The organism is Micromonospora sp. NPDC051227 (genome assembly GCF_044455385.1).
In the GTDB taxonomy this organism is placed as follows: domain Bacteria; phylum Actinomycetota; class Actinomycetes; order Mycobacteriales; family Micromonosporaceae; genus Micromonospora.
In genome coordinates, this window is the sequence record NZ_JBITET010000010.1 from 157595 (window position 1) to 178986 (window position 21392).

Annotated in this window: 23 protein-coding genes; 10 read left to right on the plus strand and 13 right to left on the minus strand. The window is 71.2% G+C overall.

The genetic code is table 11. The features are described from left to right. Positions 1–159: 159 nt before the first annotated feature. Together ACIA47_RS23645 and ACIA47_RS23650 are read left to right on the plus strand one after the other, a co-directional pair. A complete protein-coding gene (locus ACIA47_RS23645) occupies positions 160–912 on the plus strand; it encodes an MBL fold metallo-hydrolase (protein ID WP_203124619.1) in 753 nt (250 codons plus the stop codon). A 170-nt stretch (positions 913–1082) separates the two neighbouring features. Then, the gene (locus ACIA47_RS23650; protein ID WP_396710718.1) at positions 1083–1523 is read left to right on the plus strand and encodes a VOC family protein; all 441 of its coding nucleotides are present in this window, start codon (positions 1083–1085) and stop codon (positions 1521–1523) included. A gap of 134 nt (positions 1524–1657) precedes the next feature. On the opposite strand, the gene ACIA47_RS23655 is transcribed toward ACIA47_RS23650, so the two are convergent. Further along, a complete protein-coding gene (locus ACIA47_RS23655; protein ID WP_396710720.1) occupies positions 1658–2377 on the minus strand; it encodes an SDR family oxidoreductase in 720 nt (239 codons plus the stop codon). 146 nt (positions 2378–2523) lie between these two features. Here ACIA47_RS23655 and ACIA47_RS23660 point away from each other — a divergent pair, with 146 nt between their 5' ends. Then, a complete protein-coding gene (locus ACIA47_RS23660; RefSeq protein WP_396710722.1) occupies positions 2524–3378 on the plus strand; it encodes a LysR family transcriptional regulator in 855 nt (284 codons plus the stop codon). A 33-nt stretch (positions 3379–3411) separates the two neighbouring features. Here ACIA47_RS23660 and ACIA47_RS23665 read toward each other — a convergent pair whose 3' ends face one another. Then, positions 3412–4329, minus strand: coding sequence for an NAD-dependent epimerase/dehydratase family protein (locus tag ACIA47_RS23665; RefSeq protein WP_396710724.1), 918 nt, complete (start codon positions 4327–4329; stop codon positions 3412–3414). A gap of 235 nt (positions 4330–4564) precedes the next feature. Between ACIA47_RS23665 and ACIA47_RS23670 the strand changes: the two genes are divergently transcribed. Both ACIA47_RS23670 and ACIA47_RS23675 read left to right on the plus strand, forming a co-directional pair. Then, on the plus strand, positions 4565–5149 hold the full coding sequence (locus tag ACIA47_RS23670; RefSeq protein WP_238410716.1) for a hypothetical protein: 585 nt from the start codon (positions 4565–4567) through the stop codon (positions 5147–5149). 29 nt (positions 5150–5178) lie between these two features. After that, entirely contained in the window at positions 5179–6123 is a 945-nt protein-coding gene (locus ACIA47_RS23675) for an acyltransferase domain-containing protein (protein WP_396710727.1), read from the plus strand. Here ACIA47_RS23675 and ACIA47_RS23680 read toward each other — a convergent pair. Continuing rightward, complete coding sequence (locus tag ACIA47_RS23680; protein WP_396710729.1) at positions 6120–6506, minus strand: nuclear transport factor 2 family protein; 387 nt, start codon at positions 6504–6506, stop codon at positions 6120–6122. The two genes, ACIA47_RS23675 and ACIA47_RS23680, sit on opposite strands and share 4 nt — an antisense overlap. A gap of 80 nt (positions 6507–6586) precedes the next feature. Here ACIA47_RS23680 and ACIA47_RS23685 point away from each other — a divergent pair, with 80 nt between their 5' ends. After that, the gene (locus tag ACIA47_RS23685; protein WP_396710731.1) at positions 6587–7354 is read left to right on the plus strand and encodes a helix-turn-helix domain-containing protein; all 768 of its coding nucleotides are present in this window, start codon (positions 6587–6589) and stop codon (positions 7352–7354) included. Positions 7355–7399: 45 nt separating this feature from the next. Here the strand turns inward: ACIA47_RS23685 and ACIA47_RS23690 are convergent, their stop codons facing one another. From ACIA47_RS23690 to ACIA47_RS23710, 5 genes are all read right to left on the minus strand, one after another. Beyond that, the gene (locus ACIA47_RS23690) at positions 7400–10231 is read right to left on the minus strand and encodes a PQQ-dependent sugar dehydrogenase (protein WP_396710733.1); all 2832 of its coding nucleotides are present in this window, start codon (positions 10229–10231) and stop codon (positions 7400–7402) included. An 86-nt stretch (positions 10232–10317) separates the two neighbouring features. Beyond that, the gene (locus tag ACIA47_RS23695) at positions 10318–11505 is read right to left on the minus strand and encodes a ThuA domain-containing protein (protein WP_396710735.1); all 1188 of its coding nucleotides are present in this window, start codon (positions 11503–11505) and stop codon (positions 10318–10320) included. A 415-nt stretch (positions 11506–11920) separates the two neighbouring features. Then, on the minus strand, positions 11921–12634 hold the full coding sequence (locus ACIA47_RS23700; RefSeq protein ID WP_396710737.1) for an alpha/beta fold hydrolase: 714 nt from the start codon (positions 12632–12634) through the stop codon (positions 11921–11923). A gap of 99 nt (positions 12635–12733) precedes the next feature. Next, positions 12734–13543, minus strand: a complete 810-nt coding sequence (locus ACIA47_RS23705) for a type II CAAX prenyl endopeptidase Rce1 family protein (protein WP_396710739.1) — start codon at positions 13541–13543, stop codon at positions 12734–12736. Between the two features lie 37 nt (positions 13544–13580). Continuing rightward, positions 13581–14324, minus strand: a complete 744-nt coding sequence (locus tag ACIA47_RS23710; protein ID WP_203120213.1) for a methyltransferase domain-containing protein — start codon at positions 14322–14324, stop codon at positions 13581–13583. Positions 14325–14386: 62 nt separating this feature from the next. On the opposite strand from ACIA47_RS23710, the gene mug reads away from it, so the two are divergent. Next, the gene (gene mug / locus ACIA47_RS23715; protein ID WP_396710813.1) at positions 14387–14956 is read left to right on the plus strand and encodes a G/U mismatch-specific DNA glycosylase; all 570 of its coding nucleotides are present in this window, start codon (positions 14387–14389) and stop codon (positions 14954–14956) included. Here the strand turns inward: mug and ACIA47_RS23720 are convergent. After that, positions 14953–15456 (minus strand): SRPBCC family protein, encoded by a 504-nt coding sequence (locus tag ACIA47_RS23720; RefSeq protein WP_203120212.1) that lies wholly within the window; start codon positions 15454–15456, stop codon positions 14953–14955. The two genes, mug and ACIA47_RS23720, sit on opposite strands and share 4 nt — an antisense overlap. Continuing rightward, on the minus strand, positions 15453–15815 hold the full coding sequence (locus tag ACIA47_RS23725) for an ArsR/SmtB family transcription factor (protein ID WP_396710742.1): 363 nt from the start codon (positions 15813–15815) through the stop codon (positions 15453–15455). The genes ACIA47_RS23720 and ACIA47_RS23725 overlap by 4 nt, the downstream gene beginning before the upstream one ends. 111 nt (positions 15816–15926) lie before the next feature. Between ACIA47_RS23725 and ACIA47_RS23730 the strand changes: the two genes are divergently transcribed. Further along, a complete protein-coding gene (locus ACIA47_RS23730) occupies positions 15927–17027 on the plus strand; it encodes a calcium:proton antiporter (RefSeq protein ID WP_396710744.1) in 1101 nt (366 codons plus the stop codon). A 106-nt stretch (positions 17028–17133) separates the two neighbouring features. Here the strand turns inward: ACIA47_RS23730 and ACIA47_RS23735 are convergent, their stop codons facing one another. Continuing rightward, positions 17134–18417: an RNA polymerase sigma factor gene (locus tag ACIA47_RS23735; protein ID WP_396710746.1), complete on the minus strand. Its 1284-nt coding sequence runs from the start codon at positions 18415–18417 to the stop codon at positions 17134–17136. After that, positions 18395–18787: a YciI family protein gene (locus tag ACIA47_RS23740; RefSeq protein ID WP_238410724.1), complete on the minus strand. Its 393-nt coding sequence runs from the start codon at positions 18785–18787 to the stop codon at positions 18395–18397. Before ACIA47_RS23740 ends, ACIA47_RS23735 begins: the two co-directional genes overlap by 23 nt. Positions 18788–19368: 581 nt before the next feature. Here ACIA47_RS23740 and ACIA47_RS23745 point away from each other — a divergent pair. Then, positions 19369–20112, plus strand: a complete 744-nt coding sequence (locus ACIA47_RS23745) for a neutral zinc metallopeptidase (RefSeq protein ID WP_396710748.1) — start codon at positions 19369–19371, stop codon at positions 20110–20112. A gap of 121 nt (positions 20113–20233) precedes the next feature. Further along, a complete protein-coding gene (locus ACIA47_RS23750; protein ID WP_396710816.1) occupies positions 20234–20890 on the plus strand; it encodes an HAD family hydrolase in 657 nt (218 codons plus the stop codon). Between the two features lie 48 nt (positions 20891–20938). Here the strand turns inward: ACIA47_RS23750 and ACIA47_RS23755 are convergent, their stop codons facing one another. Then, the gene (locus ACIA47_RS23755; RefSeq protein ID WP_203120208.1) at positions 20939–21316 is read right to left on the minus strand and encodes a carboxymuconolactone decarboxylase family protein; all 378 of its coding nucleotides are present in this window, start codon (positions 21314–21316) and stop codon (positions 20939–20941) included. Between the last annotated feature and the right edge of the window lie 76 nt (positions 21317–21392).

The following is a 21392-nucleotide window of genomic DNA, read 5'->3' on the forward strand; positions in this document are numbered from 1 at the left end:
TGGATGCGGACCTTCGGGCGCTCGTTTCTGAGATGGCCGTGCTTGTGCTGGCGGACCTGGCCGCTGGACTCCGTCGAGACATTCTCATGCAAAGTCGCCGGTCCGAGACACGGGGAGCGGGCTTGACGCCATGCGGATTCTGGGTGAGACGCTACCTGGATGCGGCAGGTCACAGTGCTGGGCAGTTCCGGTGGCTTTCCCGAGCCCGGCCGTGCCTGCAGCGGATTCGCGGTGGACTGGGACGGCTACCGCTTGGTGCTTGATCTGGGCTACGCCACGCTGCCGAGGTTGCTCAAGCACTGGCCGGATGGCGTGGTGGACGCCGTCGTCATCACCCACGAGCACCCGGATCACTGCGTCGACCTGCACGGTCTGTTCAGGATGCGGTTCTACGGTCAGCCCGAGGGACCGCGGCTGCCGCTGTACTGTCCGCCCGGCGTGCTCGCTCGGCTCGGTGGCCTGGAGCCCGATGTCGACCTGCACGCGGTATTCGACCTGCACCCCCTGCCCGGCAGCTACCGGGTCGGGCCGTTCGACCTCACCGGGCTCTCTCTGCCGCACTTCGTGCCCAACGCCGGCACCCGGATTCAGGCCGACGGGATTGCGTTGGCCTACTCCGGGGACACAGGGCCGAATCCCTCGTTGGCCGAGCTGGGCCGCGACGCCGACCTGTTCATCGTCGAGGCGACGGACCGCGACGGCGAGACCAGACGTCCCACCCGAAACCTCATGACCTCCACCGAGGCCGGTGTGTGGGCTCGCCGGGCGGGTGCCCGCCGCCTGATGCTCACCCACTTCTGGCCCGGCAACGAGCGGGCGGCCGCGGTGGCCGCCGCGCAGGTGGAGTTCGGCGGTGCGGTGCTGGCGGCTGAGGAAGGGCTCACAGTGATCCTCGGGACGCCAGACAGCTGACTGCGTCTGACCGGACGAACGTGCCGCGTGCCGTCCGCACCGAGGACGTCGCGTACATCCTTGTCGCCGAGCGATAAGGCAGTCCGCTCCGGATGTCGAGAACGGCCGGCTGGCTCCGTCTTCGGGGAGGATGCGGTCATCGTGACCGCACCGGAGCAGGGAGATCCAGCATGGCGATCCAGCGGATGGACAACGTCCTCATCGTTGTCGAGGACCTTGACGCGGTCATCGCGTTCTTCGTCGAACTCGGCATGGAGTTGGAGGGGCGAGGGCCGGTCGAGGGGCGGTGGGTGGAGCGTGTCATCGGGATCGACGACGTCCGGCAGGAGGTCGCGATGCTGCGGACCCCGGACGGCCACGGCAAGGTCGAGCTGGCGATGTTCCACCGACCGACGGCGATCGGCGCGGAACCGAAGGACGCGCCAGCGAACACGTTGGGCATTCGACGCATCATGTTCGCTGTCGACGACATCGAGGACGTGATCACCCGGCTGCGCGGCCACGGCGCCGAACTCGTCGGCGAGGTGGAGCGGTACGAGGACATCTTTCGACTCTGCTACGTCCGCGGCCCCGAGGGCATCATCATCGGCTTGGCCGAAGAGCTCCGCTGAAAGCCGCCGCCGCTCGGTCCGCCCGCTACTTCAGGGATGTAGGGGCCTCGCGAGCGGCGGAGACCACTACATCCCTGAAGTAGCGCGGATCTTGGCGGCGCGAACCCAGCGCGGCGCCGCAGCAGGCGACGGGTTCAGGCGATCAGGGTGCCGCCGTCGACGGTCACCACCGTGCCGGTGGCGTAGGTCGCCCGCAGGAGGTAGACGAACGCCTCGGCGACCTCCTCGGGCTCGCCCACCCGGCCGAGCGGAAGCGAGCCGCTGAGCTGCGCGTACATCTGCTCTCGGGTGTCGTTTGGCAGTGAGTCCCAGAGCGGTGAGCGGATCACGCCGGCGGAGACGGCGTTGACCCGGATCGGGGCGAGTTCGACGGCGAGCGCGCGGACCAGCGCGTCGATCGCCCCGGTGATGCTGGCCGCGACCGACCAGCCGGCGCTGGGCCGGTGGTTGGCGGTGCCGGTGGTGAGGGTGATCGACCCGCCGGGGCGCAGGTACGGCAGTGCCGCGTTGACCGCCGACAGGGAGCCGAAGTAGCGCAGGTCGAAGGCGGTGCGGGCGGCGGCGAGGTCGAGGGCGTCGACCGACATCAGCGCGAGGGGTTCGCCGGCGGTGTAGACGAGGTGGTCGAACGAGCCGAGATCGTGGAACAGACGGGACACGGCGCCCGGGTCGGTGAGGTTGGCGACGTACCCCTGGGTGGTGGTCGGCAGGGTTGTCAGGGCGCGGTCCACGCTGCGCTGGTTGCTGGAGGCGACCACGACCTGGGCGCCCTCGCGGGCGGCGCGGGCGGCGGTGGCGAGGCCGATCCCCGAGGTGCCGCCGAGTACGACGACGCGCTTGTCGATGAGGGTCATGATCGTGTCCTTCCGGATCGTGTGGTGGAGACGGTCACCACCGTGCTCCGCCGGGAGCGTCCGCGTCCAAGACCTCTTTCACCTGCTGTGATACCCGCAGGGTATCGTGCAGTGGTAGGGCACAGCGGGATGTGAACGGGGGCACGGTGGACGTCGATCTGCGTAAGCTCCGCTACTTCGTGGCGGTCGCGGAGGAGCTGCACTTCGGTCGGGCCGCGGCCCGGCTGCACATCGCCCAGCCGGTCCTGTCGCGTCAGATCCGGGCCTTCGAGCACGAACTGCGCGCCGAGCTCTTCGTGCGGGACCGCCGTTCCACGGTGCTGACCGAGGCCGGCCGCCAACTGCTGACCGACGCCCGTCCACTGCTGGCCTCGGCGGACGCCCTGCGGCGGCGGGTGCAGCGGGCCGCGCACGGCAGGCCGACGTTCACCATCGCGTTCATGCCCGGCATCATCGTCACCGCCGAGGCGCGCGCCATCGCCGCGCGGCATCCCGATCTGGCCGTCAACGTCGTCCGTACGTCCTGGGACGACCAGACCGACATCGTCCGCGAGGGGCGCGCGGACGTCAGTTACGTACGGCTCCCGGTCGACCAGCGCGGCCTGCGCCTGCGGCCACTGTTCACCGAACCCCGGGTCGTCGTCCTACCCACCGATCACCGGCTGGCCGGCAAGGAGTCGATCGACCTCGCCGAGCTGATCGAGGAACGGCTGTTGCAGGACCCGGACGCGGTGCCGGAGTGGCGGGACCTGCCGAACCGCCCCATCGACCCCGATCCCCGCCCTCGGCCCGAGCTGAACTCCGTCGAGGAGAAGCTGGAGCACGTCGCCGCGTACGCCGGGGTGGTGATCCTGCCCCTCTCGACCGCGACCTTCTACACGAGACCGGACGTCATCCACGTGCCCGTCGCCGACCTCGGCCCCAACCAGGTGTGCCTGGCCTGGGCCGAGGGCAACCGGTCACCTCTGGTGCACGAGTTCGTGGACCTCGCCGTGCGGTAGGCCCCGCCACCTGACGATCAACACCGAAGGGGGTCAGGCGGCGCCCTTCGGGAAGGTGTCGCGTAGGGCCGGGTCCAGCGGGCGGCCCGTCGTCGGCTCGATGAAAAGGTCGGCGAGCAGGAGGTCGCCGAGGTGGCTGGGGTTGATGCCCGACTCCTTGCGGCCGAGGGCCTGCGCGGCGCCGCCGAGCCGCAGCGCGGCCCGCGCCGCGCCGGCCGGCAGACGACCGACCCGGCGGGGCCGGCCCACCGCCGCGGCGATGCGCGCGATCATGTCGTGCCAGGTGAGGTTCTCGTCGGCGACCGGGAGGTCCGCGCCGCTGGCCTGCTCCAGGGCGTCGGCCGCGACCTCGGCCACGCTGCGCGCGGAGGCCGCGGCGCTGCCGCCGGTGGGGGCGACCAGCGGGGTACGAGAGCGGGCCCACCGGTCCAGCGGACCGGCCCAGTTGGGCAGCCGGTCGCCGGCCCGACCGAAGACGAACGGCAGTTCGAGTACGGCGACCGGCAGACCCGCGCCGGCGGCCGCCCGCCCCTCCCGGGCCTGCTCCAGGCGACACTGGATGTACGTGTGCCGCTCGGCCAGGCGCCACTGCGGGTGGAGCCGATCGAAGTAGGTGTAGTAGGAGCCCATCACCACACCCCGGGTGAGACCTTCCAGGCGGGCGGCGGTGAACAGACGCACCACCGGCTCGACGTTGTCACGGCGAAACGCGGGATAGATCGGCTTGGGCAGCGGCCGCTGCTCGTCCGTGCGGGTGGCATAGACGACGCCGTCATGACCGGCGAGCAGTGCCCGCAGTTCGTCGATCGGGGCCGACTCCACGTCGAGCAGGTGATCGACACCCGCACGGGCGGTACGCGCCACGGTGGTCGCGGCATGACCGCGCTCGCGCAGTACGTCCACGACATGGGCACCGATCAGACCACTGCCACCCACCACAAGAATTCGCACGCTGAATCGTCCACTCTGGAACCCGTGTCTTGTCAACCCTCGATCAGCACGACCGCCGACGCACGGAGCCTCCCGAGGTTGATGGTCGGAGCCGATACGCTCCGACGTCCTCCCGCAGACGCTAGGCTCGGGCAGAGGGTCTACAGTGGGCGTGTCGTTCACGGTCAGTGACGATTGCCTGACTGTGAGATGCGCCACCGTGTGTCCGGGAGCTTCTCATAAACGGGGGTTGAGGATGCCGGAGCCGCGCGCCTTCTGGCTGGACGAGCAGTTCGACCGTGAGCACGGCACTGACGGGCGCGGCCGGTACGAGGTCGAGGTGTTTCGTCGGATCGACGAGTTCGCCGACACCTGGGGTGACTTCGCGCCCGTGGCGTTCGCGGTGGCCGCCTGGCGGGTGGCCACCGAGCTGTCGCCGGGCTTCGTGCGTTGGCACCGGCGGATCATCTCGGCGACCTGCGCGCGTAGCCCGTGGGACGGCAGCCTGGTCTGCGCGGTGACAGTGGCCTCCCGCTGGCCGGCCGAGCTGACCTGGACCAAGCAGTGGCAGCGCGACCGCGGTTGGCAGGACTGGCCCCAACTGTTCGGCCAGTTCACCACACCCACCGAGCAGGACCAGACGCGCCGCCCGCATCTGCGCGCGCTGCTTCAGGTGGAGGCGCCGGTCCCGCTCGACGACCTGCCGCCGACGCCCGACGGTCCGGACGACGAGGTCGCCGCGGCGGCGCGCCGCGCCGTGGCGGTGCTGGCCCGGGAGCTCAACGACCTTCTCGCACCGATGATCGGGCAGCTCGACGCCGGGGTGCCGGCGGACTCCTGAGATGCCCGCCGGCCGGTAGGGTCGTCGGCGTGGATCTGGACGACATCGCGGCCCGACTCGGGGTGCCCGTCGAGGAGGTCGACCGCGTGGTCCGGCTCGCCGGTGACGGGCCGTCCGCTCCGTTGCCAGCCAAGGTCGACGCGCCCGCGCTCCTCGACCGGCTCGCCGTGCGGCCGGACGACGCCGCCGAGATCATGGCCGGCTGGCCCGACCCCGACTCTCCGCTGTGGACCCCGGAGCTGCGCTGGCTGCTCGACCGCTCGATCGCACTGGTCCGCGCCGATCTGTCGGGCTACGACTGGATGTCGCCCGGCCCGGAACTGCCGCGAGAGCGCGGGCCCGCCTGGCGGCACCTCTACGTGTACGCGTACCTGGCCCTGGTCGACGTGGTGCGCGGGTACCACAGCGACCACGGCGTCCCCGACGCCGTGACCTGGGTGACCCTGGCTGACCTGGGCCGCAACCTCGCCATCGACCGACGGATGCGCGGTGAGGGTTGGCCGATCATGCAGAGTTGGCTGACGCTGCACTCGCGCGGCAGCGTCTACGAGCTGGGCCGGCTCCAGCACCAGCGTGGCGACGCCGCGATCGGTCTGCACGTCCCCGATTCGGGGCCGTTGACCCCGGCGGCGGTCGCGGCGTCGCTCGACGAGGCCCGCGCGTTCTTCCCCCGACATTTCCCCGACGAGCGCTACACCGCGTTCTCCTGCGCCTCGTGGCTGCTCGACCCGCAGCTGCGGGAGTACCTTCCCGAGGACTCCAACATCGTGCGGTTCCAGCGTCGGTTCGAGCTGGAGCCCTACGACGAGTCGGCGGGGCCGGACGCCGACATTGAGGTGTTGCGGTTCGGGTTCCGGACCCTGACCACGCCGCTCGACGAGTTGCCGCGCCGCACGGTGCTCCAGCGCGCGATCATCGACCACCTGCGGGCCGGCGGCCACTGGCACTGGCGCCACGGCCGCTTCCCGATCTAGGCACCCGCGTCCCACCACGCCCCGTTGGCGGCCGCCTGGCCTGCCGGTTCGATGACCTCCCACCCCTCCGCGATCAATCCGTCGGCGATCCGCAGGACGTCGACCACCACAATTTCCGGCCCTCCATCGGGGAGTCGGCGTCGCGAGTGCACCACGACGTGGTCACCGTCGGCCAGCAGGTGCAGGATGTCGACCCGCATGCCGGCGGTCGGGCCCAGCGCGGCGCGGACCGCGGCGAGCCACTGCGCCCTGGTCGAGGTCGTCGAATCCGACCGGTGATGGGTGAAGTCCTCACTCAGGTACGAGGCGAGCGTGTCGACGTCGCCGGTGTCGACCAGCCCCGCCAACGCACGTCCGACGATGCTCTTGTTCTCGATGGTCATGGCCGCAGTGTTTCCCCGGCCTCGTGCGCTTGTCGATGACATCGCACTTCATGGCGTCCCGGGCGACGACGAGTAGGCTCATGATCGTGTATGCGGTCGGGGAACTCCTGCGGCAGTGGCGCAAGCGCCGGGGGCTCAGCCAACTCGACCTGGCGATCGCCGCGGATGTCTCGGCTCGGCACGTCAGCCTGGTCGAGACCGGCAAGTCCACGCCGAGCGCCGACATGATCCTCCGGCTCGCCGACCAGCTGCACGTGCCGCTGCGTGATCGCAACCAGCTGTTGCTCGCCGCCGGCTTCGCGCCCCGGTACGCGCAGCGCCCGCTCGACGACGCCGCCCTGTCGGGTGCCCTCGACGCGGTCCGCAGGGTGCTCCAGGCGCACGAGCCGTATCCGGCGCTGGTCTTCGACCGGCGGTGGAACATCGTGCTGACCAACCGCGCGGTCGACCCGTTCTTCGCGTACGCGGCGCCCGAGCTGTTACGGCCGCCGGTGAACCTGGTTCGGCTGGGCCTGCACCCGCGCGGGCTCGCCCCCCTGGTCGTCAACCTGGCGGACGTGCGGGCGGTGTTCCGCAGCCGGATCTCGCGCCAGCTCGCCGCCGCGCCCGACGCGGAACTCGCGGCGCTCTACGACGAACTGCTGAACCCGCTGCCCGAGGAGCCGACGGGCGAACCGGTCGACTCCGACGTGGTGATCCCGATGATCCTGCGGGTCGGTGGACGCGAGCTGCGGCTGTTCTCGACAATCACCACGTTCGGCACCCCGATGGACATCACCGTCGAGGAGATCGCTGTGGAGTCCTACTACCCGGCGGACCGGCAGAGCGCCGCCTACTTCACGCGGTAGGGCCCGGCCTGGCCACCAACCAGACCGGGCCCCACCTCTCGTTCGTCAGCCCGTGGTCAGGATGAACCTCTCCCAGGAGCCAACGGAGGTGCGGTTGGCGATGAGCGATCCCGCCCCGGCGTTCTCGGCGGCCACGATCTGGTTGTTGATCGTGGCGCGCAGACTGACCGTCCCGTCGGAGTTGTTGATGAGCTGGAAGGTCTCCCACGCACCCACTGACGTGCGGTTGGCGATCAACGGCTCCGCGCCCGCGTTCTCGGCGGAGACGTAGAGCCCGTTGGCGCGCGACCGCAGGGCGATGGTGCCGTTGCCGGCGTCCACCCTGTCGAACTGCTCGGTGGTGCCCACACTTGCCTTGTTGGCGATCAACGCGCTGGTGCCGACCGCCGACACGTACTGGCTGTTGACCTGCGCCCGCAGGGTGCTCGCCGGTGCGCTGCTACCGGTGCCGGTCGCGAAGGTGAACGCGTCGACATCGAACAGGTAGCCCGACCCACCCTTGAAGACCAGGTACAACGTCGTCGACGCGGTGGGTGGGTTGCTGATCGTGCCGGACGCCTCGACGAAGGTCTCCCAGTTGCCGGTCACCGGCACCGTGACGGTGCCCAGCAGGGTGCCGGTGGCCGACCCGGCCCGGACCTCGATGGTGCCACCGGCGCCGGCTGACGACGCCCTCACGGTGAAGCGGTTGGCGTTGGACAGGTTGTACGGCTGGTACGAGATCCAGTCGTTGTTCTCGATGAAGCCGGCCGTGCGGCCACCCTCGGCGTTGGTGTGCTCGGTGGCCTGGACACCGGACTGGGCGCCGAAGTGCTCACCCTGGCGGTGCTTGGGTTGCAAAGTCTTGATGCTGTGCGTGGTCAGCCCGCCGTTGTCGGTGTACGCGGCGTCGAAGACCCCGTAGATGTTGGCGGCCGAGTCATGCTCACCGTCGGTCGGCAGGGTGATCGAGCCACTGCACCCGGTCTTCGAGGTGATCTGGTGGGCGTGGCTGTCGTGGCCCAGCGCGTAGGTCAGGCTCACCTTGGAGCAGTCGATCGTGCCGTCCTGCGGGTCGCTCACCGAGATCTGGTACGGCACCGTGTCACCGAAGCTGAACAGTTGCCCGTTGGTGGGCGCGGTGAGTGACACCGTCGGTGCGGTGTTGCCCACGGTGACGATCAGGCTCGCCGTGCCGGACAGGCCGGTCGGGTCGGTGACCTTCAGGGTGGGGCTGTACGAGCCGTTGGTGGTGTACGTCTTGGTGGGGTTGGCCGCCGTCGACGTGGTGCCGTCGCCGAAGGTCCACAGGTAGCTGAGCGCGCCGCCCTCGGGGTCGGAGCTGCCGGCCGACGAGAAGTTGACGGTCAGCGGGTTGGCCCCCGACGTGGGGTTCGCCGAGGCGACAGCGATCGGGCTGCGGTTGCCACCACCGATGTACTCGATCCGGAAGAGCGCCTGGTTGTTCGAGCCGGTGCCGTAGTCCAGCACGTAGAGCGCGCCGTCCGGGCCGAAGGCCATGTCCATGACCTGGGTGCCGCTCCACGGGAAGTTGGAGATCTCCCCGCGCGAGCCGTCGGAGTTGACAGCGATGGCCTTGATCCAGCGGCGGCCGTACTCGCCGGCGAAGAACTGGCCGTTGAGCGACTGCGGGAACTTGATGCTGGAGTTGAGCGAGGCGTCGTACCGGTAGACCGGCCCGCCCATCGGCGACTCCGAGCCGCTGCCGAACTCCGACGGCGAACCGGAGTCGCCCGCGTACTTGATCCAGGCCGGCTTCGCCGCGGGCAGCGTGCCGAGCCCGGTGTTGCGGAACGAGTTGTTTGTCGGCCCGCCCGTGCAGTTGTACTTGGACTGCGACGGCCCGGACGGGAAGGTGTATTCATTGTATGTTTCCGTGCTGGTGTTGCTGCCGGTGCAGTACGGCCAGCCGTAGTTGCCGGGCGCCGCGATGCGGTTGAACTCGACCTGACCCTGGGGGCCCCGGCTGGAGTTGGTGCTGCCGGCGTCGGGGCCGTAGTCGCCGAGGTAGACGACGCCGGTCCCCTTGTCGACGCTCATCCGGAACGGGTTGCGCAGACCCATCGCGTAGATCTCGGGACGGGTGTTGGCCGTGCCGGGCGCGAACAGGTTGCCCGCCGGGATCGTGTACGTCCCGTCGGCCTGCGGCTTGATCCGCAGCACCTTGCCCCGCAGGTCGTTGGTGTTGCCCGCCGAGCGCTGGGCGTCGAACTGCGGGTTGCGGTTGGTCCGCTCGTCAAGCGGCGCGTAGCCGGACGACTCGAACGGGTTGGTGTCGTCGCCGGTGGTCAGGTACAGGTTGCCGGCGGCGTCGAAGTCCAGGTCACCGCCGACGTGGCAGCACTGCCCACGGTCGTTGGCGACCTGGAGCACGATCTTCTCGGTGCCCAGGTTGAGCGTGTCGTCGCTGTTGAGGGTGAACCGGGACAGCCGCAGGTGCCCCTTCCACCGGTCCCAGTCGGACTGCGAGCCGGTGGTCGGGGCGTCCCCGGACGGGGTGCTCAGCGTGGGCGAGTAGTACAGGTAGATCCACCGGTTGGTGGCGAAGTTGGGGTCGACGGCGACGCCCTGCAACCCCTCCTCGTCGTGGGTGTAGACCGACAGGGTGCCGGAGACCTTGGTGTTGCCGGCCACGTCGGTAACCCGTAGGACACCGTTGCGGGCGGTGTGCAGCACCGAGCGGTTGGGCAGAACGGCCAGGGACATGGCCTCACCCAGCTCGCCCGAGCCGGTGGCGAGCTTGACCTGCTGATAGTCGGAGGCGGGAATCACCGCAGCCTGCGCGGTGGACGGAGCAGCCACAGCGAGGGCCGCGCTTGCGACGGTGAGAACCGCCGCGAAGAGCGCCCGGGGCCAGCGCCGGGGATACCAGAGCATGATCGTCCTTTCTCGACGACCGGGGGACGGGCGCGCGGGGGCGCACCACGACCAGGTGGTGGTGGAGAGCGAGCGGGGGGACCAGGTCAGTTGGTGGTGACCAGGTCGAACTTCTCCCACTGACCGATGGAGGTCCGGTTGGCGATCAGCGGGGACGCGCCCGCGTTGTCGGCGGCGACGTAACGGTTGTTCACGGTGGCCCGCAGGCTCACCGTGCCGTCGGAGTTACGGACCAGCTGGAACGTCTCCCAGGCGCCGGCGGTGGCCCGGTTGGCGATCAGCGCGGCGGCCCCGGCGTTCTCGGCCGCGACGAACTGCCCGTTGCCCTTGGCGCGCAGCGCCACGTTGCCGTTGGCGAGGTTGACCAGGTCGAACCGCTCGGTGGTGCCGACGGAGGTCTTGTTGGCGATCAGCGAGGTGGTGGCGTTGGGCGCGCTCACGTACTGGTTGTTGGCGCGGGCCCGCAGGGTGGAGCCGCTGGCGGTGGGCGGCGGGGTCGTGGTGCGCGGCGAGCAGTCGGCCGTCACGGAGCCCGCGGCGACCTGGAGGCCACCGAGCAGCATGCGGGTGAAGTTCGGGTCGGTGTACGACGCCTCGGTGTGTCCGAGGCCCGTGTACCAGGCACGCCCGCCGCCGTACGCCTTGCACCAGGTGATCGGGTGGTCGCCGCTCATGTTGCCGCCGCTGTAGGACGACTCGTCGAGGCTGGCCAGGACCCGCGCGCTGGACCGGGGGTTGGTGCGGTAGTTGTACCACTCGTCGGAACGGACCCAGGTGGTGCCGAGGTGGGCGGTCGACGGGTTGGTCTGGTCCTCGATCTTGACGGTCGCCGTCTGGATCGCCGGGTGCGAGTCGAACCAGGCTCCGACCAGCGAGCCGTACCACGGCCAGCTGTACTCGGTGTCGGCCGCGGCGTGCACGCCGACGTAGCCACCACCGGCGGCGATGTACGACTCGAACGCGCTCTGCTGGCTGGCGTTGAGGACATCGCCGGTGGTCGACATGAAGACCACCGCCTGGTACTGGGCCAGGTTGGAGGTGGTGAACTGGGCGGCGTCCTCGGTCGAGGTCACTGTGAAGCCGTTTGCCGAGCCGAGCTGCTGGATCGCGGCGATGCCGTTGGGGATGGAGGAGTGCCGGAAGCCGGCGGTCTTGCTGAACACCAGGACCTCGGTCAGGGGTGCCGCCGAGGCGGGGGTCGGCAGGGCGACCAGGCTGGCCAGCATGACGGCCAGGCCGGTGACGAGTGCCAACAGGCGGGGACGGGAACGCATGGTCTTGCTCCTCTGCTGAGCGTCGACCTCAGGCTGTGGACACGGGCAGACCGGAGGCCGCGATGGCGGTGGTGCGGAAGCCGGGCCGCCGATGCTCGGCTGAGGTGGTGCGGGGTGGTGGGGGTGGGTCGGTGAAACCAGCCGATGATGCGGACCACCCACAGTGGACGGTCAGAATTCATCGACTGACATCATTGACGCAGTAAACCTCCGATGTCTACGCCCCGTCAAGCCCGTGTACTCCGGTCCGAGTACGCCCGTGCACGGTCGGCGTCGGCGTGGAGGTAGGACGTATGGTCGATGGCAGGGCCACCGACGAAGATCGAGAACGGCGCGCCGGGCAACTCGTGGCGCCGCGTGCGCCCTGACCTGAGCGCCACGTCGGCCGACAGTCGCGCGGCCAGCCTCTGCCGCCCTACGCGGGGCTGCGGGTGCCCCGGGTCGCCATCAGAATGAGGTCGGCGATCGTCTCCGGGTGAGTGACCATGGCGAGATGCGATGATTCGACCTCGATGGCCGTCGCGTTCATCCGATCGGCCAGAAACCGCTCCAGCTCCGGCGCGGTCGTGCGGTCCTGCGTGGAAATCGAGTAATAGCAGGGCCGGTCCCGCCAGGCAGCCGTCGTCGTGCGGCCCTGGAAGAGGTCCTTGGCGATGGGGCCCTGCACCGCGTACAGGGCGCGGGCGCGGGTCTCCTCGATTCCACCGGCGAAGTCGGCCAGGAAAGCGCTCTCGCTGAGCTGCGCGTACCCGTCGTGGTGCACGAGGCCGGCGTTCGCCGGCGGCGTGGGGTATTTCGCCGCGAGAGCGGCGTAGTCCTCGCCGGCGTCCGGCGCGCGGGCCGCGACGTACACCAGGGCGGTGACGCTCGGGTGGTTGCCGGCCTCGCTGATGATCGTGCCGGCCCAGGAGTGGCCCACCAGCACCGTCGGGCCGTCCTGGCGGTCGAGGGCGCGATTGGTGGCCGCTACGTCGTCGGCCAGGGAGGTCAGCGGGTTCTGGACCGCGGTGACCGTCAGCCCGGCCCGCTGTAGCAGCGGAATGACGTCGGACCAGGAGGAGCCGTCGGCGTACGCGCCATGGACCAGGACGACGTTGCGGGCGGGCGTGGCCGGAGACGTGTCGCTCATCGGGAACCCCCACGTGCTCGCTGGTCGACGACAACTCTCGCCCGTCACTTTTCCCCACGCCGGTCGACCCGGTGGGCCAAACGCCCAGGCTTCAGCCGCTCAGCGCACCGGGTCCGGTGCGAGGGCGCGCCAGTTCAGGTGGTCCCGGTAGTGGTGTCGCAGGACCAACCAGCTGACCGAGAACGGAATGGCCCCCATGGCCACCACGCCCAGGACGTCCGCGCCGACCACGTCGAAGACCGCCCCGACGTCGCCGAACAGCTGAGCGACCGTCTGGAACGCGACGTGCAGGCCGATGCCGGCCCAGATGTCGCCGGTGGCGGCGCGGAAGGCACCCAGCAGCAGCGCGAAGACGAAGAAGAGCGCCAGTCGGTCGACGGATCTGGCCGCCCCGACGAGGAACCCGAAGACTGCGAACAGCGCTGCCTGCCCGAGGACCGCCTGCCCGGCGGGCAGCCGGGTGGCGAGGTTGTGTTGCAGGTGCCCGCGGAAGATCAGCTCCTCCGGCAGCGCCTCCTTCAGGAAGACCAGCACGAGCAGCAGCGCCGCCACCCGCAGCACATCCCCGACGGACGTCCGGACACTGATCTCGACCCAGCCGAGGCCGAGGCAGAGCGCGAACCCCGCCGCAGCGGGCACGAGCCAGCAGGCCATGCCGAACAGCAGACGGCGCCAGCCGGCGCGCAGCGACGGCAACCCGAGGCCCGCCCAGGGCCGTCGGTCCAGGACGCGACGGGCGACGACCACCAGGGGTACGACGACAGCGGTGGTGAGGACCGCCCCGACCGCATGGGTGGGTCGGTCGTAGTCACGGTCGAGCAGGGCGCCCAGGAACAGCCACACCAGCACGGCGGCGGTGGCCACCACGAGGATCCGCCAGGGCAGGGCGAGACGGGATCCGGCGCTCACCACGCGCAGCGTAGCCAGCGGCGTCAAGGGCGGACGGTCAGCGGCCGAGGACGAGGTAGCCCAGGCCGAGGACACCCCGGTAGCCGCCGACGTACTGGCGCAACCGGTCGTCGAGTTCCGCGCGGACCTCGGCCGCCCGGGGATCCTCCGGGTACGCCAGCAGCCACTCCTGTCGGCCGGCGAGCCAGGTGGACTCGAAGTCGTCCCATTCCCGCTGGTCGGCGGTGCTCAGGTGCAGCAGTCGCCAGCCCCGCTGGCGGGCGGCCTCGACCAGCCCGGGAAGGGTCGGGACCTCCGGTCCGAAGACCTCGGCGATCTCCGCCGTGGGAGACCGCTCCCAGTACGCGTCGCCGAACAGCAGCCGCCCACCGGGCCGGACCACGGCGGCGAGGGCGTCGAGGGCGGCCTCGGTGCCGCCGAAGGCGTGTGCCGAGCCGATGCAGAGAACCCGGTCGGCCGGCTCCTGCCAGGCCGCCGCTTCCCCCATCACGAAGGCGACGTGCCGGTTCAGCGACCGCCCCGCGGCCAGCCGCCGCCCTCGGGCGAGCGCGGCCTCGTCGGTGTCGACGCCGACGCCGCGCGTCGCGACCGGGCCGGAGGCACCGCCGGCGGCGACCGCCCGCAGCAGCAGCTCACCCCAGCCACAGCCGAGGTCGAGCACACGCGCGCCGGGGCGGACGTCGAGCCGTTGCAGCAGCAACGCGGCGTGCTCCGGGGAGAGCGGGGTGTTCCAGCGCATCCGCGCGTAACGGCTGGCGGCGAGGTGGTCGGTTGACTGCATCCGTTGAGGGTGTCAAGCCCTGCGCCGGGTCCGGCACCGGGGCGTACGGCAGGATCGGTGGGATGGACGCGCAGCGTGCCGGGCCGGCGCGGCGGCCGACCCCGCAGGAGGTGGCGGCGGCGGCCGGCCGGGGTCTGCCGGACATCGTCGGTCCCGGGCTGCGCGTGCTGTTCTGCGGCTACAACCCGGGCCTCTACTCGGCCGCGGTGGGGGAGCCGTTCGCCCGTCGGGGCAGCCGATTCTGGCCGGCCCTGCACGGAGCCGGCTTCACCGACCGCCGGCTTCACTCGTGGGAACGCGACGAGCTGTTGCGGCAGGGCCTGGGCATCACCAGCCTGAGCAACAGGGCCACCGCCCGCGCCGCCGAGCTGACCCCGGAGGAGCTGGTCGCCGGGGTGACCGGGTTGGCGGTGAAGGCCGAGCGCTACCGGCCGCGCTGGGTGGCGATCCTCGGAGTGACCGCGTACCGGATCGCCTTCGCCCGACCGAATGCCGGGCTGGGCCCGCGACCGGACCGGCTGGGGCCGGCCCAGGTCTGGGTGCTGCCGAACCCCAGCGGCCTGAACGCGCACTTCCCGCTGCCGGCGTTGACCGCCGAGTTCGCCAAGCTTCGGCGGGCCCTCGACCCCTAGCCGGCCGTGGCGATCAGCCCCTGGTAGTAGGGCTGCATGGCCGGGTGGTAGTCGTCGAACTCCGGGCGGGGCGAGCCGTCCCGGGAGGCGACCAGCAGGTCCAGGTAGTACTCCCAACCGGCGCCCACCTCGGCGATGCCCTCCACGCTGCTCAGGTGCTGCACGAACCGCAGCTCGGTGGTGCCGTCGGTCTCGGTCAGCGACAGCTCCAGCAGCCAGCTGCCGTAGCTGTCGACCATCGACACGGCGAGGCGCTGCTGCGGTTCGCACGCGTCGATGCGCATCTCGCACCAGGGCTGCTGCTCCTCGTACGCCATCTGGACCCGGATGGTCCGTCCGGGCCCGGCGTCGCCTTCCCACGGGCCGAACCAGCGGGCCGTACGCTCCGGCTCGGTCAGGCTGGCCCAGACGTCCGCCGCCGGGGCGCGGAAGGTTCGGGTGAGGACCAGATCGTGGCCGGTATCGGTCTGAAACAGGCGTCCGGCGGGTGTGCGGGTCATGCCGTGTGCTCCCTTCGGTGCTCCGCCGGGCCGCGGCTGCGGCGCTCTCGGCGGGTGCGATAGACCTCGGTCTCCAACGCGTCGAGGTGCCAGCCCCACCGGTCGACTGTGGTGAGCCCGGTGAGCCAGTCGAGCAGCGGGGCGAGCGGGCCCGGGTCGAGCCGGTAGATCCGCTGCCGTCCCACCAGCTCGTCACGGACCAGCCCGCTGTCGCGCAGCACCCGCAGGTGGCGGCTGATGGCGGGCCGGCTGATCGTGAAGCGCCGGGCGATGTCGCCGGCGGAGAGCGGCTCGGCGCGCAACATGGTCAGGATGTGCCGCCGCACCGGGTCCGCGATCGCGACGGCCACCTCATCCACCCGGGAAGCGTAACCCATGTGTTACGGGTTTGCCCGGTGTGGACCGTCGGCACCGCAGGTCGGTGCGTCGATGGTGGGCACATGATCACCTGAACTGGCACCCTTTACGGCATGGCCGCCCTGCTTCGTTCCCGCCTGACCGACTGGACCTTCGTCGTACCGGTGCTCGCCGTTCTGGTGTTGATCGTCACCTGGGGGCGGAGCCTGCCCGGCCCGGTCATCGTGGTGGTAGCGGTGCTGCTGGGGGGTGCCGTGCTCGCGGCCGTGCACCACGCGGAGGTGGTCGCCCACCGGGTGGGGGAGCCGTACGGGTCGCTGGTGCTCGCCGTCGCGGTCACCGTGATCGAGGTCGCCCTCATCGTCACGCTGATGATCAGCGGCCCGGAGAAGACCCAGTCCCTCGCCCGGGACACCGTCTTCGCCGCCGTCATGATCACCTGTAACGGGATACTCGGCCTGTCCCTGCTGCTCGGAGCGCTGCGCCGCCGCGTCGCGGTGTTCAACCCGGAGGGCACCGGCGGGGCCCTGGCCACCGTGATCACCCTGGCCACCCTGAGTCTGGTCATTCCGACGTTCACCACGGCCCGGCCCGGCCCGGAGTTCAGCCCGGCACAGCTCGCCTTCGCCGCCGTCGCCTCGCTCGCGCTCTACGGGCTGTTCGTGCTCGTGCAGACCGGCCGGCACCGCGACTACTTCCTGCCGGTCGACAGCCAGGGCCAGGTGATCGACGCGGAGGAGCACGCCAAGCCGCCGACCACTCGTGCGGCGCTGATGAGCCTGGGGCTGCTGCTGGTGGCGCTGGTCGCGGTGGTCGGCGACGCCAAGACCGTCTCGCCGACCATCGAGGCCGGTGTCGCCGCGGCGAACCTGCCGCACGCGTTCGTCGGCGTGATCATCGCCCTGCTGGTGCTGCTGCCGGAGACCCTGGCCGCCGCCCGTGCCGCCCGCCGCGACCGCGTGCAGATCAGCCTGAACCTCGCGCTCGGCTCGGCGATGGCCAGCATCGGCCTGACCATCCCGGCCATAGCGATCGCCTCGATCTGGCTGGACGGCCCGCTGCTGCTCGGCCTCGGCGGCACCCAGCTCGCCCTGCTCGCGCTCACCGCCGTGACCGCCGTCCTCACCGTGGTGCCCGGCCGGGCCAACGTGTTGCAGGGCGGCGTACACCTGGTGCTGATGGCCGCCTTCGTCTTCCTGGCCGCCAGCCCGTGACCCGCACGGCTCGCCGGCTCAGCCCGTGACCCGCGCGGCTCGCCGGCTCAGCCCTTGACCCGCGCGGCTCGCCGGCTCAAACCGTGACCCGCACGGACGGTGCGGCTCAGCCGGCGCGCGGCGGGTCGCCCGCGAGGCGCTCCGCGCGGGCGTTGAGGTAGCGCTGCTGCGCCAGGTTCGTCGAGCGCGCCGCCGCCATCCGGTACGCCTCCCGCGCCGCGACCCGGTCACCCTCCAGCTCCCATAGGTGGGCGCGGGCGGCCGGCAGTCGGGGGTCGTCGGCGAGACGAGGGTCGTCGGTCAGGTCGGCGAGCAGCGCCAACCCGGCCGGCGCGCCGCGGCTCATGGCCACCGCCACCGCGTGGTTGAGCGCCACCACCGGGTTGTCGGACATCCCGAGGAGCACCTCGTACAGGGCGGTGATCTGCGCCCAGTCGGTGGCCGCCGCGCTGGGCGCCTCGTCGTGCACGGCCGCGATGGCCGCCTGGAGCTGGTACGCCCCGACCACCCCGCGTGGCAGCGCCCCGGTGATCAGCTCGACCCCCTCGGCGATCTGCTCGGCCCGCCACCGGGAGCGGTCCTGCTCGGCCATCGGCACCAGCTCACCGTGCGGGCCGATCCGCGCCGGAGCGCGGGCGTCGGTGAGCAGCATCAACGCGAGCAGCCCGGTGACCTCGGGGTCCTCGGGCACCAGCCGGTGCACCAGCCGGGTCAGCCGGATCGCCTCGGCGGTCAGGTCGGCGCGCAGCAACCCGGGCCCGACGGTGCGGGCGTACCCCTCCGTGAAGATCAGGTAGAGCACGTGCAGCACGGCGGCGAGCCGGTCAGCGCGCTCCGGGCCGGTGGGCGGCGCGAACCGTAGCCCACTGTCACGGATCCGCTGCTTGCCACGGCTGATCCGCCGGGTCATCGTCGCCTCCGGCACCAGGAACGCGCGCGCCACCTCGGCGGTGCTCAGCCCGCCCACCGCGCGCAGGGTGAGCGCGATCTGCGACGCCGCCGACAACGCCGGGTGGCAGCACAGGAACAACAGGATGAGCGTGTCGTCGGCGTCCGCCGGCGGGTGGTCGGCGGCGGGGGAGCGCCACTGCTCCGGCAGCACCCACCGCGCCACCGTGTCCTCCCGCCGCATCCGGGCCTGCTCGCGACGCAGCAGGTCGGTCAGCCGCCGGGACGCCACGGTGATCAACCAACCACGCGGATTCTCCGGTACGCCGTCGCGCGGCCAACCCTTCGCGGCGGCGATCAGCGCCTCCTGCACCGCGTCCTCGGCCGTGTCGAAGTGCCCGTAGCGGCGGACGAGCGCGCCGAGGACCTGCGGCGCCAGCTCGCGCAGCAGGTCCTCGGCGGGAGTCTCCGGCACCGGGTCAGCCGGCCAGGTCCTCGACACCGTCGAGCACCGGCCGCACGTCCACGTACCCACCGGGGGCGTCCGGGTCGACCAGGCCGGCGGCGATCTCGGTGGCCCGGTCGAAGCTGGCGCACTCCACGATGGTGTAACCGGCGAGGACCTCCTGCGTCTCCGGGTACGGGCCGTCGGTGATCACGGGTGCCCCCTCGCGCACCTGCACCCGGCGGGCGTGCACCGGCTCGCTCAGGCCCCGGGCGTCGACCAACTCCCCGGACTCGGCCAGCGACTGGTGGAAGGTCTCCATGTGCTGGTGCATCGCCGCGATCTGCTCGGCCGACATCGCCGGCCGGTCGGATGCCCGCCCGGACAGCACGTCGTAGTCCTGCTGCGACCCGTAGAGCAAAATCATGTACTTCACGGTTCTCTCCTCCTCCTGCAAGGACACCACCCCGGCGCCCACAGGAAACGTCGAACCCCAACGCCCCACCCGGACACCCCACCCACCCCGGGTCTGCCTCCTCCCACCCGAACCGGTGATCATGAAGTTGGCGTCACGACACGCCGAGCGGGATGACGCCAACTTCATGATCACCGAGGTTCGGGGTGGTGGGCGGGGCCTAGGTTGGCGGGATGACTGTGGTGTGGGTGGTGGTCGGGGTTTTTGTGCTGGTGGCGGGTGTGGCTGGGGGAGTTCTCGTGTGGCGGGGTCGGGGAGGCGGCGGCGTCAGTTTTGATCGTGGGGCGGAGCGGGAGGCTCGTGGTCGACAGCACAGGTACGAGGCCGAGCGGCACGGTGACCAGGGCGAAACGTGGCATCGCGGTCGGGAGTCGGGCGGGTGAGCAGCGCCCAGCCGAGCCCACCGTGCCGCAGTCCGATCGGGCCCGCCGTGCGTGAACCGTCCGGCCACCTCGTGCGTGAAACCGGTGACGGGCGTTTCGGTCCTACCGTCGGGGTACTACCAGCCTGAGCACCATGTCTGGGGAGGCGCAGTGGGGGCACGGTTCGGACGCGACGCGCGGAGCCCGTTGGCGGGTCTGCTGATCGCCGCCCTGGTCTCCCTGGCCTGCGCCGGCGGTGGGCTGGCCGAGCCGGAGGCCGAACGCCCCGGGGCGAACCCGCCGGCAGCCTCACCGGGCCCGAACACCACCCGGGCCGACAGCACCACCAGCGTGGCCGAGTTCGAGCAGGACGTCGCCGACGCGCAGGCGGTCGCCGAGCGGTACTGGGCGGCCCGGTTCAAGGAATCCGGGCAGCGGTTCCGACCGATCCGGCGGATCATCCCGTACCAACGCGAGGGCGAGGTGTCCTGCGGCGGCCAGGCGTTGCCCCGCAACAACGCCGTCTACTGCTCGCAGGGCGACTTCATCGCGTACGACGTCGCCTGGTCGGTGGCGGCGTTCCGCCAGGTCGGCGACGCGTTCGTGTTCTACCTGCTGGGGCACGAGTACGCGCACGCCATCCAGGTGCGGCTCGGCATCAACTACAACTTCACCATCCAGCAGGAGTTGCAGGCCGACTGCATGGCCGGGGCGTACCTCGGCGACTCGGTGCGCTCGGAGGCCCTGACCCTCGCCGAGGGCGACCTGGACGAGTTTCGGGAGGGGGTGGCGGCGGTCGGCGACGACCCGGACCAGCCGTGGTTCGCGGAAGGGGCGCACGGCACCGCCGAGCAGCGCACCGACATGTTCTTCCGGGGCTACGAAGGTTCCCTGAAGGAGTGCGACCTGGGCTGAACGGGGTTGCCCGGATCACCCTGGCGCCCGTTGCCGCCACCGGCCCCGGGGGGTGCTGGCAGGATCGCCGGTGTCGGTCACGACCCTGGAGGTTCCGCTGAGCAGCCATCACCCCGCCGCTGTGCTCTTCGACATGGACGGCACGTTGGTCGACAGCGAGAAGCTGTGGGACGTCGCGTTGCAGGAACTCGCGAAGGAGTACGGCGGGGAACTCTCCGTCGACGCCCGCCAGTCGATCATCGGCACCGCCATGGCCGAGTCGATGCGCATCCTGCACGATGACCTGGGGCAGCCCGAACGGGATCCGGAGATCAGCGCGGCGTGGATCAACGCCCGGATCCTGGAGCTGTTCCGCACCGGTCTGCGCTGGCGGCCGGGTGCGTTCGACCTGTTGCGCGCGGTCCGCGCGGCGGGAATCCCCACCGCGCTGGTCACCTCCAGCCCTCGGGCGCTGGTCGAGATCGCCCTGGACACCCTCGGTCGGGACAACTTCGACACGGTGGTCGCCGGCGACGAGGTGGTGGCGGCCAAGCCACACCCCGAGCCCTACCTGACCGCGGCCCGGCTGCTGGGTGTGCCGATCGAGCGTTGTGTGGCGATCGAGGACTCACCGACCGGGGTGGCCAGCGCGTTCGCCTCGGGCGCGGCGGTCCTGGCCGTACCGGCGGAGGTGGCCTTGCCGAGCACTGTCGGCGTACACCAGGTGGAGAGCCTGACCGGCGTGGACCTGGCGCTGCTCGCGGCGCTGCTGACCGATCGGGCAGCAGCGACCGGCTGACGCACCCGGCGCGGGTCAGGGGCGCTCGGCTGTCGCGACCGGCCTCGTTCAGGGGCGCTCGGCGAAGACCGCGGCGACCACCTGGTAGCTGTCGAACGCCCGCGCGGCCCCCGCGTACGCGGCCAGGTGGATGAACAGTTCGACGATCTCCTCCCTGGTCACGCCCGAGGTCAGCGCGATGCGCAGCTGCCCGCGCAGCGGTTCGTGGGTGCCGAGGGCGGCGGCGATCGCCACCGAGACCAGGCACCGGGTGCGCAGGTCCAGGCCCTCCCGGGGCCAGGCCGCGCCGAAGGTCTGCACGGTGGCGAGACGACGGAAGTCCTGCCCCACCGACGGCTCACCCTCGCCGAGCGGCAGGACCAGCGGCTGCCCGAGCAGCCGCTCGGCGTTGTCGAGTGCCCGCTGGTAGGCGTCCTGATCGGTCATGTCAACGGCCCCGGCCCTCCGGCCGCCCGCTTGCGGGGCGGGCCGGCGCCCTGCCGGCACCACCAGCCTGGCAGTC